Raw genomic sequence first — 16,071 nt, 5'->3', positions numbered from 1 at the left:
ACAGTGGGAACACCCGGAGGTATTCAACGTCGTTGGTCCCCGGTATCTAGAGCAAACCCGAAAGCTTGTCAACACCGTTTTGCATTTTCTTGTTCTTCGGCAAACCCGAAACCAGAAAACCCGAACCAGCAAATAACCCTGCCCGCTCAGTCCCTTACCGCAGTGCGCCGCGCCGGTGGGCGCCTCGCTCTGCAGCGGTGATCGGGGATATAAGCGACCCCATCCCAACCGTCAACACGCTAAATGACAAAACTGTCGTGCCGGTTCCCCGCTGTGGAAAACTCTAGTGCAGGTAGCCGCCCAGTGGCTCGTCAGGCTGCTTGCCGGTGCCATTCCTTGCTAGGCCCACCCGCTCTCCTAGTTTCGCCGCAATTTTTGCCGACTGGAGGTGGTGCCTGCTATAGCTTCAGGAAAGGCCGATTTGGCATTGGCTGCTTTGCGTAGGGCTTTAGATGATCAAGCACCAAGGGATGGGGCGTTGAACGCCACACATAACAGCCGGCATGCGGCACTGCTCAAGGCAACCGGGTTTGAAGACAGCCCGGCCCTCACGGTGCAGTCAACCGAGGGCGAAATTCCGCATGGCCGTGAGCTGAGCTTTGCCTGGCTAACCGGCACGGTGATGACCGGGTTGACCAGCGTGCTGCTGATGGGCGCTGCACTATATGTCTCCTTTCAAGGGCAAGACACCTTTTCCACCGCCTATGAGGCACTACAGCTCGCCCCCTCCAAGCGCGACGATGTTACCCCCACCGACACCTCAGCCAAGTCAGCCCGTGTCCGGCCAGTGGCAGCCACCCGTTCCGATCTTGAAGTGATCGAAGCCTCGATCCGCCAAAGCGTGGATGGGCGCGACATCATCCGCAATCAGCCTTTCGTCCGGATTCGCGCGACGCTTGCCACCGCAGCCACCGCACTGTCTTCCGATGTTCCCGATTACGATCCAGTCGCGATCCTCGAGGCCACCCAGCCCATCACTGCCGATACCGACGCTCCCGAAATCAACACCGATGTTTATGGGGCCGAGGTCGAGGGGGAAGTGGCCGTCAGGCTGGCAGCCATGCCCGTTACCTTTGTACCGCCCCGCGCCATCAATGATCAGGCAGCAGCCGAGTTCGTGCGCGCCCTGGCCAGTTCCAACTTCTTTGACGAAGGCTCCCCCACCCTCGCCTATGCCAATCTAAGCGCTTCGGTGCGCGATCTCGGCGCCGCCAGTGATCCCGGCACGCTGAGCGGGGTGGCCGAGAACGTCACCCTCGTGCCCAAGACAGTCTTGTTATCGGAAGGCGGGCTCGGTCGCACGGAACGTTTCCTGACCATCCGGGAAAAAGGCCCACTCGGTGAAACCCTGGCCAAGAACGGCTTCACGGCGACGCAAATCGCCATGGTTGAAAACACGCTGCAGAACCTCGTGCCCGCTTCGGGCATGCCGGCGGGTATCCGCTTGCGTATTCTTTACGGTCCGCTGACGCGCGAGTCCAAAAGCCTTGTGCCGTATCGCATGAGCATATATCGCCCCGCCGGCGGCAAGGAAGGCATCAGCCCTCATATTGCTACCGTAGCGCTGACCGATACCGGCCAATATGTCGTGGGCCTCGAGCCCGATTTTGTCGAGTTTCCCGAGGAAGACGCTGAAGAGATCAACGTCGCCAACCTGCCCAGCGTCTACCGCTCGATCTGGGAAACCGGCCGCAAGCACGATCTGGACGACCCCACGATTGCCCGCATCATCGGCATGTTCGCCTATGACGTCGACATGAACAAGAAGATCAGTGCAGGAGACGGGATCGAGATCCTCAAGAGCGCGCCGGACGCCGAAGGGCGCACTGAACTGCTTTATGTCGGCCTCACTCTCGGAAGCACGACGCGCCAGCTCTACCGGTTCATGACGGGGGACGGTGTCGTGGATTTTTATGACCCCACCGGAGAAACCGGCAAGCGCTTCTTGTCCCGACGGCCGCTTGAAGGCGGCGGCACCTTGCGGTCGCGCTTTGGTTATCGCGTTCACCCGATCTTCAAGAGCCGCCGTCTGCACACCGGCGTCGATCTTGCCGCCCGCTCGGGCACCCCGATCTATGCGGCGGGTGATGGCGTTATCGAGTATGCCAAATGGCAATCGGGCTATGGCAACAAGGTTGAGATCAAGCATGTGAATGGCTATGAAACCGCCTATGGCCACATGTCGCGCTTTGCCGATGGCATGAAGCCGGGCGTGAGGGTGCGCCAGGGACAGGTCATCGGCTTTGTCGGATCGACCGGCAATTCCACTGGGCCGCATTTGCACTTCGAGATCCTGATCAACGGCAATCTGGTGGACCCTCTCAGCGTCAAGCTCCCCCGGGAAAATACGCTGCCAAGCCAGTTTGAAGCGGAGTTCCAGCAGACCATTGCCCAGATCAACGATCTAATGGCGCGTGAACCGGCACCGGTAACGGTCGCAGCGGTGAACTGATCCCGCCGACGCGGCGCCTCACTCCGGCCGTACGACCCAGACGGCCATTTCATTGCCTCCCGGTTCACGGAAGTGAAAGCGCCGTCCGCCAGGAAAGTCGAAAGGAGCGCGAGTGATGGTTCCGCCCGCAGCCCGCACTCGGGCTTCGGCCGCATCGAGATCATCGGTGCGAACAATCGCCATTGTTGAGGCAGAGCGCTCGGGAGCTTGATCCACTCCACCCTCGATCCCCGCATCCTGCAGGGCGGCATAGTCGGAACCAAAAGCCAGGCTGCCCCACCCAAATGCCGCCTGAAAAAAGGCGGTAGTGGCGGCGCGATTGGAAGTCGGAAACTCGATGTAGTCGATGTGGTCGGTCATCGTGCGGCCCCCGTTCAGTTTCCATTATGGTCGCAGCCGGGACAAACGCAAAGGCCGGTCTCTCGACCGGCCTTTACCGCTTTTAGGTTGCTCACGCGGCCGCTTCGGTTGCGGGTTCACCGCCCGGCAGCAAGTGAATACCCTCATCATCCGCATCCACCACTACCCGGTCGCCATCATTGATCCGGCCGGCGAGGATTTCGTCGGCTAGCGGATCTTGCACGGCACGCTGGATCACCCGCTTCAACGGGCGCGCCCCATAGGCGGGCTCGTACCCTTCCCAAGCAAGCCAATCACGAGCACGCGGCGTAAGCTCAAGATCGATGTCACGGTCCTTGACCAGCTTCTTAAGCCGCGCGAACTGGATATCGACAATGGCGCCCATATGCTCACGCCCCAGCCGGTGGAACAGCAGGATCTCGTCCAGCCGGTTCAGGAATTCGGGCTTGAACGTATCCTTGACCCGATCAAGGACGCGTCCGCGAACTAGGTCGACGGGATCGCCATCCTCCAGATCGTTGACCAGGATATCGGCTCCGATATTGGAGGTGAGAATGATTACCGTGTTGCGGAAATCCACGGTACGGCCCTGCCCGTCTGTCAGGCGCCCGTCATCGAGCACCTGCAGCAGCACGTTGAACACATCGCCATGAGCCTTTTCGATCTCATCGAACAGGATCACCTGATATGGCCGGCGCCGTACGGCTTCGGTTAGCACCCCGCCTTCATCATAGCCGACATAGCCCGGAGGAGCGCCAATCAACCGCGCCACCGAGTGCTTTTCCATGAACTCGCTCATGTCGAGACGAACCATTGCGGTTTCGTCATCGAACAGGAACTGGGCCAGGGATTTGGTCAGCTCGGTTTTGCCCACGCCGGTCGGCCCGAGGAACATGAACGAGCCGATCGGCCGGTTGGCATCCTGCAATCCAGCGCGAGCCCGCCGTACCGCCCGCGATACGGCTGCCACCGCTTCAGCCTGCCCGATCACTCGAGCACCCAGGGCTTCTTCCATATGCAGCAGCTTTTCGCGTTCACCTTCCAGCATCCTGTCCACCGGAATGCCGGTCCAGCGGGAGACGACCTGCGCGATATGGTTGGGGGTCACCACCTCCTGAGCCATCACGGCGTCGGGTTGGCCATCCCCATTGCTGTCCTCGGCAAGCTTGATGCGCTTTTCCAGGTCCGGAATAACGCCATAGGCCAGCTCGCCTGCCCGGGCGAGGTCACCCTGACGCTGGGCAATCTCGAGTTGGCTGCGGGCGCTATCGAGCTCCTCCTTGAGCTTTTGGGAGACCTGGAGCCGATCCTTTTCGCTCAGCCACTTGGCCGAAAGCGTTTGGGCCTGTTCCTCCAGCCCACTCAGCTCCTGCTCGAGGCGTTCAAGCCGCAGCTTAGAGGCATCATCCGTTTCCTTGCGCAGCGCTTCCCGCTCGATCTTGAGCTGCATGATGCGCCGATCCAGCTCGTCGAGGGCCTCAGGCTTGGAATCCACCGCCATGCGCAGGCGCGCGGCGGCCTCGTCCATCAGGTCGATGGCTTTATCAGGCAAGAACCGATCGGTTATATAGCGGTTCGACAAGGTTGCCGCGCTCACCAAGGCAGAGTCCGAAATGCGAATGCCGTGGTGCAGCTCGTATTTCTCCTTGAGCCCGCGCAGAATGGAGATCGTGTCCTCCACGGTGGGCTCGTCCACAAATACGGGCTGGAAGCGGCGAGCGAGGGCGGCGTCTTTTTCCACATGCTTGCGGTATTCATCGAGCGTCGTCGCGCCAATGCAGTGCAGTTCACCACGCGCCAAGGCGGGCTTGAGCAGGTTGGAGGCGTCCATCGCGCCATCGGCCTTGCCCGCGCCCACCAGGGTGTGCATTTCGTCGATGAACAGGACGATCTTGCCTTCCGCAGCGGTTACCTCACTGAGCACTCCCTTGAGGCGCTCCTCGAACTCGCCGCGATATTTGGCGCCGGCAATCAGCGCACCCATGTCGAGCGACATCAACGATTTGTTCTTTAGCGACTCCGGCACGTCCCCATTGACGATTCGAATGGCGAGGCCTTCCACGATCGCGGTCTTGCCCACGCCGGGTTCGCCAATCAGCACCGGGTTGTTCTTGGTCCGGCGGCTCAGGACCTGGATCGTGCGACGGATCTCCTCGTCACGGCCGATCACCGGATCGAGCCGGCCTTCGCGCACATCCGCTGTCACATCACGGGCATATTTCTTTAGCGCCTCATAGGCATTCTCCGCTGAGGCGGAGTCAGCGGTGCGGCCCTTGCGGATTTCCTCGATGGCGGCATTCAGGGTCTGCGGCGTGACGCCGGCCGAGGACAGGATCTTGCCCGCCTCATTGTCTTTTTCCACCACCAAGGCGAGCAGCAGGCGCTCGACGGTCACATAGGAGTCGCCAGCCTTTTGGGCAGCGCTTTCTGCGGTATCAAAAACGCGAGCAAGCTCGCGGCTGAGATATAGCTGTCCGGCATCACCGGAAACCTGTGGGATTTTGGCCAGGGCTGCTTCAACGCCTGCCCGTGCCGATTTTGGGTTGCCACCGGCGCGCTCAATGAGACCTGTGGCCATTCCCTCTTCGTCATCCAGCAAGACCTTGAGCAAGTGCAAGGGGGTAAACTGCTGGTGGCCTCTGCCTAGCGCGAGGGTCTGCGCGCTCTGGATAAAGCCACGTGTCCGCTCGGTATATTTCTCGATGTTCATGCAACTCTCCTCTTAAACGTCCGACATTCCTCTGGTGGAGCCTGGCCCAGAAGAAGCGTCGTACGTCAGTGTGCGCCGGCTCCCTGAGGGCAGCGCCATTTCACCAAGGGATATAGGAAGGCCCGCGGCGGGAAAAAGGGGCAGGCGCAAGCTTGGGAGCGGCTTTGGATCAGTGAGCCTTAATGCACTTCATCACGGTCAAATAAAAAGGCCGGGTAAAAACCCGGCCTTTTGATCTTAATGCGCCTTACTCAGCAGGCGTTGGCGTTCCGCCGGTCAGAAACGCGGGGAGTTCCCCGACGCTGCCTTCTTCGGCGCCGCCCGAGGCCTCAGCTCCCGCATCTCCACCGACTGGCCGGCGGCGGCGCGGCCGGCGTTCACGCGGCTTACGCGCCTCGCCTTCGTTTTCTTGAGCCACAACGGGCGCTGCCGGCTCTTCGGTAGGGGTCTCGCTCGCAACCGTCGCGGCTGGCTCAATTGCCGGCTCAGTCCGCTCCACATTCTCAGGCCGGCGCTGGCGCTGCTGACGATCAGGACGATCACCCCGTTCCTGGCGTTCCCCCCGCTCCTGTCGCTCGGGGCGCTCTGCCCGTTCCTGGCGTTCGGGCCGGTCTTGGCGTTCACCGGTTTCGGGTGCGTCTTCGTTCTCGACCTGCTGAGGCTGTGCCGGCTGGGGCGAGGAAAAGCGCGAGTTGATCTCGGGCATATCGTCGTCGTAATCGTCGCTTTCCTGGCCCTGCTGGTCCGGGCGGAAGCTGCTCTGCTGCTGTGCTGCCGCGACGATGCGGAAATAATGCTCGGCATGCTGGAGATAGTTTTCCGCCATGACAGAGTCGCCGGACGACTGCGCGTCACGAGCTAGCTGCATGTATTTTTCCGCGATATGGGCCGCGTTGCCGCGCACCTTTACGTCGGGTCCCGTGCTCTCGAAGTTACGAGAGAGGGGATTCACATGCTTGCGTCCACCGTTGCGGCCGCGCGGACGGTTCTTGTTGTTATTCTGATTGTTGTTGGGTCTCATTGGTCGCTGTTCTAACTCTAGAAGTTAAGCGTCACATTCATGGCGGACCGGCTGCGCCAGGTCAGGCCAAGTCCCCGTTGAAGCCCAAGCTTCGTCTTTGGGGGTTCATCTGGCTTCATGAAAACCGAAAGCCGTCAAGCGGCGGCGCCATCTTGCCCTGGATCACCATGCGTCGCTCCAGCAATCCGCTGGAACCGCGCTGCGCCCTGCAGCTACAATGATCAGGTGGCTATCGCCGCGGCGCCCATGATGCGCCACTGACAACACCAATAAGCTAGCCTGTTTGGCCCGTATTTGCCAGCGCTAATTTGCGCCGTCACAGAGCCGTGCAAGCCTTATCGCCTAGATGGTGCCCGCTTACCACACGATCAAGCCCCGCCAGATCCTTGTGAACTGCCACGTCAACATAGCCGGCGCTACGCAATATTTGAGCGACGGCTTCTCCCTGAGTGGAGCCGATTTCCAGCAGCAAATTACCGCCCGGCTTCAGCCAGTCCTGCGCCCCCGCCGCAAGGATCGGGTACGGTGTCAGGCCGTCATGCCCTCCGTCCAATGCCAGAACAGGGTCATGCTCACGTACTTCGCGCGAGAGCTTGGCTAATTCAGCTGTTTCGATATAGGGCGGGTTGGATACAACGAGGTCAAACTTGCCCCTGCCGTTTTGATTGGCTGCCGCCAGTGGCTCGAACCATGAGCCCTGCAGCAGATCAAGCCGCTCAGCCACTCCATGTCGTTCTGCATTGCCGCGGGCGGCCTCGAGCGCCTCGGGGCTAAGGTCAATCGCCGTGCCTCTCGCATCGGGCCGGGTATGCAGTACGGCAATGGGGATGCAGCCGGTTCCGGTGCCAAGGTCCAATATGGTGCCGTTCCCGGGCAACAGCCCAAGCGCCAGATCCACCAGCAACTCAGTGTCGGCCCGTGGCTCAAGGGTCGCGCGGTTGAGACGGAAAACGAGGCCATAGAACTCGCGTTCGCCCATGATCCGGCCAACAGGCTCTCCGGCAAGTCGCCGCTCCATCACAGCCCCAACGCGCGCAACATCCTCCGGCGCCACGGGCTCTCGCTCGCGTGTCGCGAGGTTGAGGGCGGAAAGGTTTAGTACCCATCCCACCAGCAGCTTGGCATCGATTTGCGCGTTGTCCATCCCTGCAGCAGCCAGGAGGTCACGCCACTGGCGCCAAAGCGTGCCGACTGTCGGGGAGGCGCTCAGCTGTTGTCCTCAAGCGCCGCCAGTTGTCCGGCCTGGTTCTCGGTGATCAAGGCTTCGATCAACTCGTCCAGCGCTTCACCGGCCAGGATCTTGTCTAGCTTATAAAGTGTCAGGTTGATCCGGTGATCGGTTACGCGACCCTGCGGGAAGTTATAAGTGCGGATGCGCTCGGAGCGGTCACCCGACCCCACCTGCCCTTTGCGCTCAGCGGAACGGGCGCTGTCGCGCTCTTCGCGCTGCATCTCGTAAAGGCGCGAGCGGAGCACGATCATGGCCTGTGCACGGTTCTGATGCTGACTCTTCATCGCGGAAGTAACCACCAAACCGGTGGGCAGATGGGTAATACGAACCGCCGAGTCCGTGGTGTTGACGTGCTGGCCGCCGGCGCCTGAAGCGCGCATCGTGTCGATGCGGATGTCCTCGGCCCGAATATCGATATCGATGTCCTCGACTTCCGGCAGAACTGCAACCGTAGCGGCCGACGTATGGATGCGTCCTGAGCCTTCCGTGGCCGGCACGCGCTGGACGCGGTGCACGCCGCTTTCGAATTTCATGCGCGCATAAACGCCCTTGCCACTGACATTGGCGATGATTTCCTTGAAGCCGCCCGCTTCCCCCGGGCTTTCTTCCATGATGGTCACCTTCCACCCGTGGCCGGCTGCATAGCGCTCATACATGCGGAACAGATCGCCAGCGAACAGCGCCGCTTCGTCGCCCCCGGTGCCACCGCGAATTTCGAGGATGACGGATTTTTCGTCGGCCTCGTCCTTGGGCAGCAGCAAAACTCGGATGGCTTGAAACAACTCTTCGATCCGCTCTTCGAGCGGGCCGATCTCGGCCTCGGCCATTTCGGCCATGTCCTTGTCGCTGGACTGGGCAAGCTCGCGCGCCTCCGCCAAGTCCTTGCGGGCTTTCTTGTAGGCGGTGATCTCGCCCACGATAGGCGCGAGTTCCGCATGCTCTTTGGAGAACTTGACGAACTCGTCCGGTCCCGCGCCGCCCGAAAGGGCCGCTTCCACATACTGGAACCGCGTTTCGAGCGCGTCGAGCTTGTCCTGAGGAAGAGAAGGCATGGTAATCCGCGGCTGGTGGCGAGAACCTGCCCGTTACACCGGCAGGTTCTGCTTGTCGATCCACTCCTTGATGAGGTCGCGGATCACAATCCCTTCTGCACCGTCACTTAGGGCTGCCGCAACCGACATGCGGATTGGCTTGAGATCGAGATTGAGTACCAGTTCCTTGATCGGTCCGATCGAGGCCGGGCCCATGGACAGCCGCGTCATGCCGATCGCCATAAGAGCCAGCGCTTCGACCGGTTTTCCGGCCAGCTCGCCACACATGGTCACCGGAATATTGTGCCGACGGGCCGCGTCCACCACCGTGCGGATCGCCCGCAGCCGCGGCAGCCCGACAGGATCATAGTTCTTGGCGACACGGGGATTCCCCCGGTCGGAAGCAGTCAGAAATTGTACCAGGTCATTGGAGCCGATCGAGACGAAGTCGGCCTCGGGGAGCAATTGGTCCAGTTCGAACAACAGGGAGGGCACCTCAACCATGGCCCCGAGCTCAAGGCGCGACGGCGTTGGCTTTCCCGCGCGACGCAGCCGATCAATCTCGCGATGCACGACGAGCCGCACCTGCCGAAACTCGAAGGTCTCGGTCACCATCGGCACCAAGATCTTGAGCGGCCGCCCCTCCGCAGCCAACAATAGCGCCCGAACCTGGGTGCGCAGCAAGCCGGGCCGGTCCAATCCCAATCGGATCGAGCGATAACCCATGGCCGGGTTTTCCTCGGCCATGGAGCGCATATAGGGGATGACCTTGTCGCCCCCGATATCGAGGAGCCGGAACACGACTGGACGCTCGCCGGCAATCGCCATGGCTTGGGAATAAAGCTCAACCTGCTCGTGCAAGCGCGGCAGCTTGGACGCGATCATGAACTGCAGTTCGGTCCGGAACAGCCCCACGCCCGCAGCGCCGGTCTCGTCCAGCATTGGCAGATCGGCGACGAGCCCCGAATTGTGCAAAAGGGTGATCTCAACGCCATCCCTCGTAATCGAGGGCTTGTCGCGTAGCGCGGCATAATGGGCGCGTCGGCGAGCCGACACCCGAACCTTGTCGATATAGGCCTGCTCGATATCGGGCGTGGGCCGGAGATACACAGCGCCAGCTGGGCCATCGATGATGATGTCATCGCCCGTTTCACACATGGACACGATCGATTGCGCCTGCCCAACCGCCACCATCCCTAGCGAGCGGGCGACAATTGCCACATGGGCGGTAGCGCCGCCCTCTTCGAGCACAAGGCCCCGCAACTTGGTGCGGTCATATTCCAGCAGCTCGGCCGGACCCATATTGCGCGCAACCAGGATGGCATTGTCGGGCAACTCCTTGCCCCCCATCGCGGGTCCATCCCCGGTCAGCACCCGCAGCAAGCGGTTGGCCAGATCGTCGAGGTCATGCAGCCGATCGCGGATGTAGGGATCGGTCTGGCGCATCATCCGCGCGCGGGTATCGTTCTGCACCCGCTCCACCGCCGCCTCCGCCGACAAGCCATTATCGATGGCTTCGGACAAACGATGCACCCACCCACGGTCATTGGCGAACATGCGGTAGGTTTCGAGAATTTCGCGATGATCCGAGCTCGGCTGCATGTCGCCATGATCGAGCATCGCATCGATCGAAACGCGCATCTGCTCGAGCGCATGCTCGAGGCGCCGCTGCTCCTGCTCGGTGTCTTCGGCGATGAAGTTGGTCACGACCACCCGTGGGTCGTGCAACACCACGGTTCCTAGGGCCACCCCTTCGGTCAGACTCACTCCGGTGAACATGCGCGGCCGCCTCAGATCGATATCCGATCCTGGCTTGATCAGATTGTCGAAATCGGAAGTAGCAATCATTTCGGCCAGGATCGTGGCCGTGGTGAGCATGGCTTCGGTTTCGTCTTCGCCGTAGTGGCGGCGCTCAGCATTCTGAACGACCAGCACCCCCAAGGTCTGGCCCGCCCGGAGCACGGGAACGCCCAAAAACGCATAATAGGGATCTTCCCCGGTCTCTGGGCGATAAGCAAAGCCGGGGTGACTGGGAGCGTCATCGAGGCTAAGGGGCTCGGCCTGGGCCGCAATCAGCCCTACGAGGCCTTCCCCGAGCCGAAGCGTGGTCATGTGGACCGATTCGGGTGCCAGTCCCTTGGTGGCAAACAGCTCGAGCGCGCCGTCGTCGCGCAGAACATAAAACGAGCAGACATCGGCCCGCATGTTTTCGGCGATCAGGGATACAATCTTGTCGAGGCGCTCCTGGCTGCCGAGCGGCTCGGCCATGCAGGCGCGCAATTGCCGCAGCAGCACGCGTGGCCCGCCAATCGAATTGCCCATATCAGCCCGACGGCCCAAGCCGCCCCTCTTGTACAGGAGCGGCCAAGGCCTCCTCCGTGGCCTCAGGCGTCCTTCTTATCCAATCCGTAATACGTATGGAGCGCCCGAACCGCAAGCTCGGCATATTGCTCGTCGATCAACACCGAGGTCTTGATTTCCGATGTGGTGATGAGCTGGATGTTGATGCCCTTGTCGGCCAGGGCCTTGAACATCGACGAAGCCACGCCCGCATGGGAGCGCATGCCAACTCCGATCACCGAGATCTTGGCGCTGCCCTTGGAGCCAGAAACCTTGGCATAGGCGATCCGCTCGCCGGCATTTTCGAGCGTCTTGAGCGCCTTGTCATATTCGCTGTCGGGAACGGTGAAGGTGATGTCGGTGGTCGCGCCATCGTCAGAAATGTTCTGGACGATCATGTCAACGACAATCCCCGCATCGGCCAGGGCGCCGAAAATGGCCGCAGCCACGCCCGGATGATCCTTGACATCGCGCAGGGTAATCTTGGCTTCGGCCTTGGCGAGCGTCACGCCCGAAACGATCTGCTTTTCCACTATCTCATCCTCATCGCAAACAAGCGTGCCTGGCACCCCCGGCGTGCCATCGGGCGCCAGCTGGGGCGCATCGGGGTCATCGAAAGTGGAGCGGACCAGGAGCGGCACCTTGTGCGCCATGGCCATCTCGACCGAGCGGATCATCAACACCTTGGCGCCGAGCGAGGCCATCTCCAGCATCTCTTCAAACGAGATCTTGGACAGGCGCTGCGCTTTGGGCACGATGCGTGGATCGGTTGTGTAAACACCGTCCACATCAGTATAGATATCACAGCGATCGGCCTTCACCGCAGCAGCTACGGCGACCGCACTGGTATCCGAGCCACCCCGCCCAAGTGTCGTAATCCGGCCGCGCGGGGAAATACCCTGGAAGCCGGTGATCACCGGCACGACCCCGTCGGCCAGATAGGACTCGAGGCGCGTTGGGTCGATCCCTATAATGCGGGCAGCGCCATGCGCGTCATCGGTCTGGATCGGCACCTGCCAGCCAGCAAAGGAGCGCGAGGGAATGCCCATTTCCGCGAGCACAATGGCCATCAACCCTGCGGTCACCTGCTCGCCCGAGGCCACGACGGCATCATATTCACGCGCATCGTGGAGTTTCGAGGCCTCGCTGACCCAGCCCACCAGTTCATTGGTCTTGCCCGACATGGCCGACACGACAACGCAGACCTGGTTGCCGGCTTCCACCTCACGCTTGACGTGGCGGGCGGCCTGGCGAATGCGCTCCACATTGGCAACTGATGTGCCACCGAACTTTACGACGATGCGGGCCAATGAGATCCCCGAGACTGTGCCGAACCCGGCGGTACGCTTCTGATCGGGGGCCGACATGCCACAAAGGGGCGAAGCAATCAACTACGCACATCCCGCCCTGCCGCCCCCGCCCCTGGAATGGGGGCAAGCTTGGATGGGTCTCTCACGCGCCAAGAACCGTCGGTCTTGCCTCCGCCATCTTCCCGAGGCCATATGGGCGACAAAGCGGAGCCAGCCATGACCGACACTACCATCAACAATGCCGAGGTCGCCAAGTTTACCGCGATGGCCGAGGAATGGTGGAACCCGGCTGGCAAGTTCAAGCCCATCCACAAGTTCAATCCGGTACGATTGGGCTTTATCCGCGAGCACGTGCTCTCCCATTTCGGCCGGGATGGCACCTCTGTTCGCCCCTTCGAGGGGCTGCGCATTCTTGATGTCGGCTGTGGCGGCGGCCTTCTCTGCGAGCCTCTGGCCCGGCTTGGCGCCGCGGTGACAGGTATTGATGCTGCCGAGCGCAACATTGCCATTGCCCGGCTGCATGCCGAGCAATCCGGCCTCGACATCGATTATCGCGCCACCACCAGCGAGGCGCTCGCCGCACAAGGTGAGAGCTTCGACATGGTGCTCAACATGGAAGTGGTCGAGCATGTCGACAATGTGCCGCTCTACATGAAGAGCTGCGCCGACCTGGTCCGGCCCGGCGGCATGATGCTGACGGCCACCATCAATCGCACCGCACGCGCCTATGCGCTTGCCGTATTCGGTGCTGAATATGTGCTGGGCTGGCTGCCGCGGGGCACCCATGACTGGAAAAAATTCCTGACGCCCGAGGAGATCCGCACCCTGCTGGTCCGCAACGGCCTTCGCGTCACCGCTGAAACCGGCGTGGTTTACCATCCGATCGGCGATGAATGGCGCCGCTCGCGGGACATGGGCATCAACTACATGATCCTTGCCGAACGCCCGGCCTAGCTTCGCAGGAAGTTCTCGATGATTGTTTGAATTTACCTAGAGGCTTCATATGCGCTCCGCTTCAGCCTTCTCTGCTTTGGCACTGACCTTGCTCTTGGCCGTACCGGCTTTCGCGCAAAGTGAGGAAGCCGTGTTCGAGAGGATCGAAACGATTCAGGGCGACGCAGAGGGTTTTGGCGAGGCATTCGCTACGCTACAGGAAGCATTTCTGATGGGGGATCCGGCGCAAACCCTTGCCGAATTGGCTAACTACCCGTTCGAGATCGCTGCCAATGGCGAACTCTACGACATCTTTGCGCCCGAGGACCTGGTGGACAACTTCGATACGCTGATCAGTGAAGATACCCGCGGCGCTCTCGCCAGTCAGGATTACGCCGATCTGATCGTCACCAGCGAGGGCGTCGGGTTCGGCGATGGCGTGCTGTGGATGGCCAACATCTGCACTGACGAGTCCTGCGACGAGACCTACTGGGCGATCACCCGCATCAACAACTAGCCCATGGCTGCGTCTCCACCGCCTCCAACAGCCACAGCAAGGGGCGTACCGTACGGTACGGTTCACCTTGATCCCGCCTTGGAATGGGTCTATGAAGCGGAAAACCGCCGGGATTAGACGCGCCGGCGCAGCTTTCCGAGGACCGTGATCATGCCCGCTTACCGCTCCCGCACGACTACCCATGGCCGCAACATGGCCGGCGCCCGCGGCCTTTGGCGCGCGACGGGCATGAAGGATGGCGATTTCGGCAAGCCCATCATTGCCGTCGTCAACAGCTTCACCCAGTTCGTGCCGGGTCACGTCCACCTCAAGGACCTCGGCCAATTGGTGGCTCGCGAGATCGAGGCAGCCGGCGGGGTCGCCAAGGAATTCAACACCATCGCGGTGGATGACGGCATCGCCATGGGCCATGACGGCATGCTGTATTCCCTGCCCAGCCGCGACATCATCGCCGATTCCGTCGAATACATGGTCAACGCCCACTGCGCCGACGCCATGGTGTGCATCTCCAACTGCGACAAGATCACGCCCGGCATGCTCAATGCCGCCATGCGCCTCAATATCCCGGTGGTCTTTGTGTCGGGCGGGCCGATGGAAGCGGGCAAGGCCATGCTCAAGGGCAAGCTGCAGGCGCTTGACCTGGTCGACGCCATGGTGATGGCTGCCGACGATCACTATAGCGACGAGGAAGTACAGGCCGTCGAAGAAGCCGCCTGCCCCACCTGCGGCTCATGCTCGGGCATGTTCACGGCCAATTCCATGAACTGCCTGACCGAAGCGCTGGGTCTGTCGCTCCCAGGCAACGGCTCGACGCTCGCCACCCATGCGGACCGCAAGCGCCTCTTCCAGGAAGCGGGCCATCTCATTGTCGATCTCGCCCGCCGCTATTACGAGCAAGACGACGAGACGGTCCTGCCCCGCTCGATCGCGACCAAGGAAGCCTTCGCTAACGCCATGTCACTCGATATTGCCATGGGCGGCTCCACCAATACCGTGCTCCACATCCTCGCCGCCGCTCATGAGGGAGGCGTGGATTTCACCATGGACGACATCGACAACTTGTCGCGCAAGGTGCCGGTGCTGTCCAAGGTGGCGCCGGCCAAGAGCGATGTTCACATGGAAGACGTGCACCGCGCCGGCGGGATCTTCGCCATTCTGGGCCAACTCGACCGCGCCGGCCTCATCAACCGCAGCGAACCCACCGTGCATGCTGCGACCATGGGCGATGCGCTCGACAAATGGGATATCTCGCGCACCAATTCCGATGCCGTGCGCAACTTCTTCCTGGCCGCACCTGGCGGCGTGCGCACCACCCAGGCTTTCTCGCAGGCCAATCGCTGGACTGAACTCGATCTTGATCGCCAGAACGGCGTGATCCGCTCGGCGGAAAACGCCTTCTCCAAGGATGGTGGCCTGGCCGTGCTCAAGGGCAATATCGCGCTTGATGGCTGCATCGTCAAAACCGCTGGCGTGGACGAGTCCATCCTCAAGTTCACCGGGCCAGCCCGGGTGTTTGAGTCCCAGGACATGACCGTCAAGGCGATCCTGTCCAACGAGATCCGCGAGGGCGACGTCATCGTCATCCGCTACGAAGGTCCCCGTGGCGGCCCGGGTATGCAGGAAATGCTCTACCCAACGAGCTATCTGAAGTCCAAGGGGCTCGGCAAAGCCTGTGCCCTCCTGACCGATGGGCGCTTCTCGGGTGGCACGTCGGGGCTCTCCATCGGCCACGCCTCCCCTGAAGCTGCCGAAGGCGGCGCGATCGGGCTGGTTCGCGAAGGCGACATAATCGAGATCGATATCCCCAACCGCACGGTCAATGTGCTGGTGAGCGATGCCGAACTGGCGGCCCGCCGCGTTGAGCAGGACCAGCTCGGCTGGAAACCAGCCCAGCCGCGCAACCGCAAAGTATCCACTGCCCTCAAGGCCTATGCGGCCTTTGTGACGTCCGCGTCCAAGGGCGCAGTTCGCGACGTTGACGCCATCAACAAATTGATGGACTAGGGCCGCATTGCTGACCCCACTCTGCGCCTTCGTTTAGCGCCGCGGTATTATGAATATGGGGTGACAAGGCTGCGCCCCCGGTGCTAACACCCCCTCAGCCATCCAGTCTTCTGCCAAGAGGGCTGTTTGGTCAGGTTCGATGGCGGGGATTCCACCCTCCCC

General features: G+C 61.6%; 11 protein-coding genes. 4 read left to right on the top strand and 7 right to left on the bottom strand.

Annotated elements, in window-relative coordinates; translation table 11 throughout:
• Positions 1-478 precede the first annotated feature (478 nt).
• The gene (locus HRQ64_RS19195) at positions 479-2,452 is read left to right on the top strand and encodes a M23 family metallopeptidase (protein ID WP_172125719.1); all 1,974 of its coding nucleotides are present in this window, start codon (positions 479-481) and stop codon (positions 2,450-2,452) included.
• Positions 2,453-2,470: 18 nt separating this feature from the next.
• Here the strand turns inward: HRQ64_RS19195 and HRQ64_RS19190 are convergent, their stop codons facing one another.
• The 7 genes from HRQ64_RS19190 to HRQ64_RS19160 all read right to left on the bottom strand — a co-directional run bounded on the left by HRQ64_RS19190 (position 2,471) and on the right by HRQ64_RS19160 (position 12,455).
• The gene (locus HRQ64_RS19190) at positions 2,471-2,812 is read right to left on the bottom strand and encodes a VOC family protein (RefSeq protein WP_172125717.1); all 342 of its coding nucleotides are present in this window, start codon (positions 2,810-2,812) and stop codon (positions 2,471-2,473) included.
• A 91-nt stretch (positions 2,813-2,903) separates the two neighbouring features.
• The gene (gene clpB, locus HRQ64_RS19185) at positions 2,904-5,522 is read right to left on the bottom strand and encodes an ATP-dependent chaperone ClpB (RefSeq protein ID WP_172125715.1); all 2,619 of its coding nucleotides are present in this window, start codon (positions 5,520-5,522) and stop codon (positions 2,904-2,906) included.
• Between the two features lie 247 nt (positions 5,523-5,769).
• Positions 5,770-6,543 (bottom strand): DUF4167 domain-containing protein, encoded by a 774-nt coding sequence (locus HRQ64_RS19180; RefSeq protein WP_127754566.1) that lies wholly within the window; start codon positions 6,541-6,543, stop codon positions 5,770-5,772.
• 316 nt (positions 6,544-6,859) lie between these two features.
• Positions 6,860-7,753: a peptide chain release factor N(5)-glutamine methyltransferase gene (prmC, locus tag HRQ64_RS19175; protein WP_282567769.1), complete on the bottom strand. Its 894-nt coding sequence runs from the start codon at positions 7,751-7,753 to the stop codon at positions 6,860-6,862.
• The gene (prfA, locus tag HRQ64_RS19170) at positions 7,750-8,826 is read right to left on the bottom strand and encodes a peptide chain release factor 1 (RefSeq protein WP_172125711.1); all 1,077 of its coding nucleotides are present in this window, start codon (positions 8,824-8,826) and stop codon (positions 7,750-7,752) included. Before prfA ends, prmC begins: the two co-directional genes overlap by 4 nt.
• A 33-nt stretch (positions 8,827-8,859) precedes the next feature.
• Entirely contained in the window at positions 8,860-11,127 is a 2,268-nt protein-coding gene (gene ptsP, locus HRQ64_RS19165) for a phosphoenolpyruvate--protein phosphotransferase (RefSeq protein WP_172125752.1), read from the bottom strand.
• Positions 11,128-11,189: 62 nt separating this feature from the next.
• Positions 11,190-12,455, bottom strand: a complete 1,266-nt coding sequence (locus HRQ64_RS19160; RefSeq protein ID WP_172125751.1) for an aspartate kinase — start codon at positions 12,453-12,455, stop codon at positions 11,190-11,192.
• A gap of 216 nt (positions 12,456-12,671) precedes the next feature.
• Here HRQ64_RS19160 and ubiG point away from each other — a divergent pair, with 216 nt between their 5' ends.
• The 3 genes from ubiG (at position 12,672) to ilvD (ending at position 15,909) form a co-directional block, all read left to right on the top strand.
• A complete protein-coding gene (gene ubiG / locus HRQ64_RS19155; protein WP_172125709.1) occupies positions 12,672-13,409 on the top strand; it encodes a bifunctional 2-polyprenyl-6-hydroxyphenol methylase/3-demethylubiquinol 3-O-methyltransferase UbiG in 738 nt (245 codons plus the stop codon).
• 49 nt (positions 13,410-13,458) lie between these two features.
• Positions 13,459-13,905, top strand: a complete 447-nt coding sequence (locus HRQ64_RS19150) for a hypothetical protein (protein ID WP_172125707.1) — start codon at positions 13,459-13,461, stop codon at positions 13,903-13,905.
• A gap of 150 nt (positions 13,906-14,055) precedes the next feature.
• Positions 14,056-15,909: a dihydroxy-acid dehydratase gene (gene ilvD, locus HRQ64_RS19145; RefSeq protein WP_172125705.1), complete on the top strand. Its 1,854-nt coding sequence runs from the start codon at positions 14,056-14,058 to the stop codon at positions 15,907-15,909.
• Positions 15,910-16,071 lie beyond the last annotated feature (162 nt).

Origin of the sequence: Devosia sp. 919, assembly GCF_013185965.1 — a bacterium.
Classification (GTDB): domain Bacteria; phylum Pseudomonadota; class Alphaproteobacteria; order Rhizobiales; family Devosiaceae; genus Devosia.
Note: the sequence above shows the minus strand (reverse complement) of the source record. Positions and strands in the feature narration are given on the sequence as shown.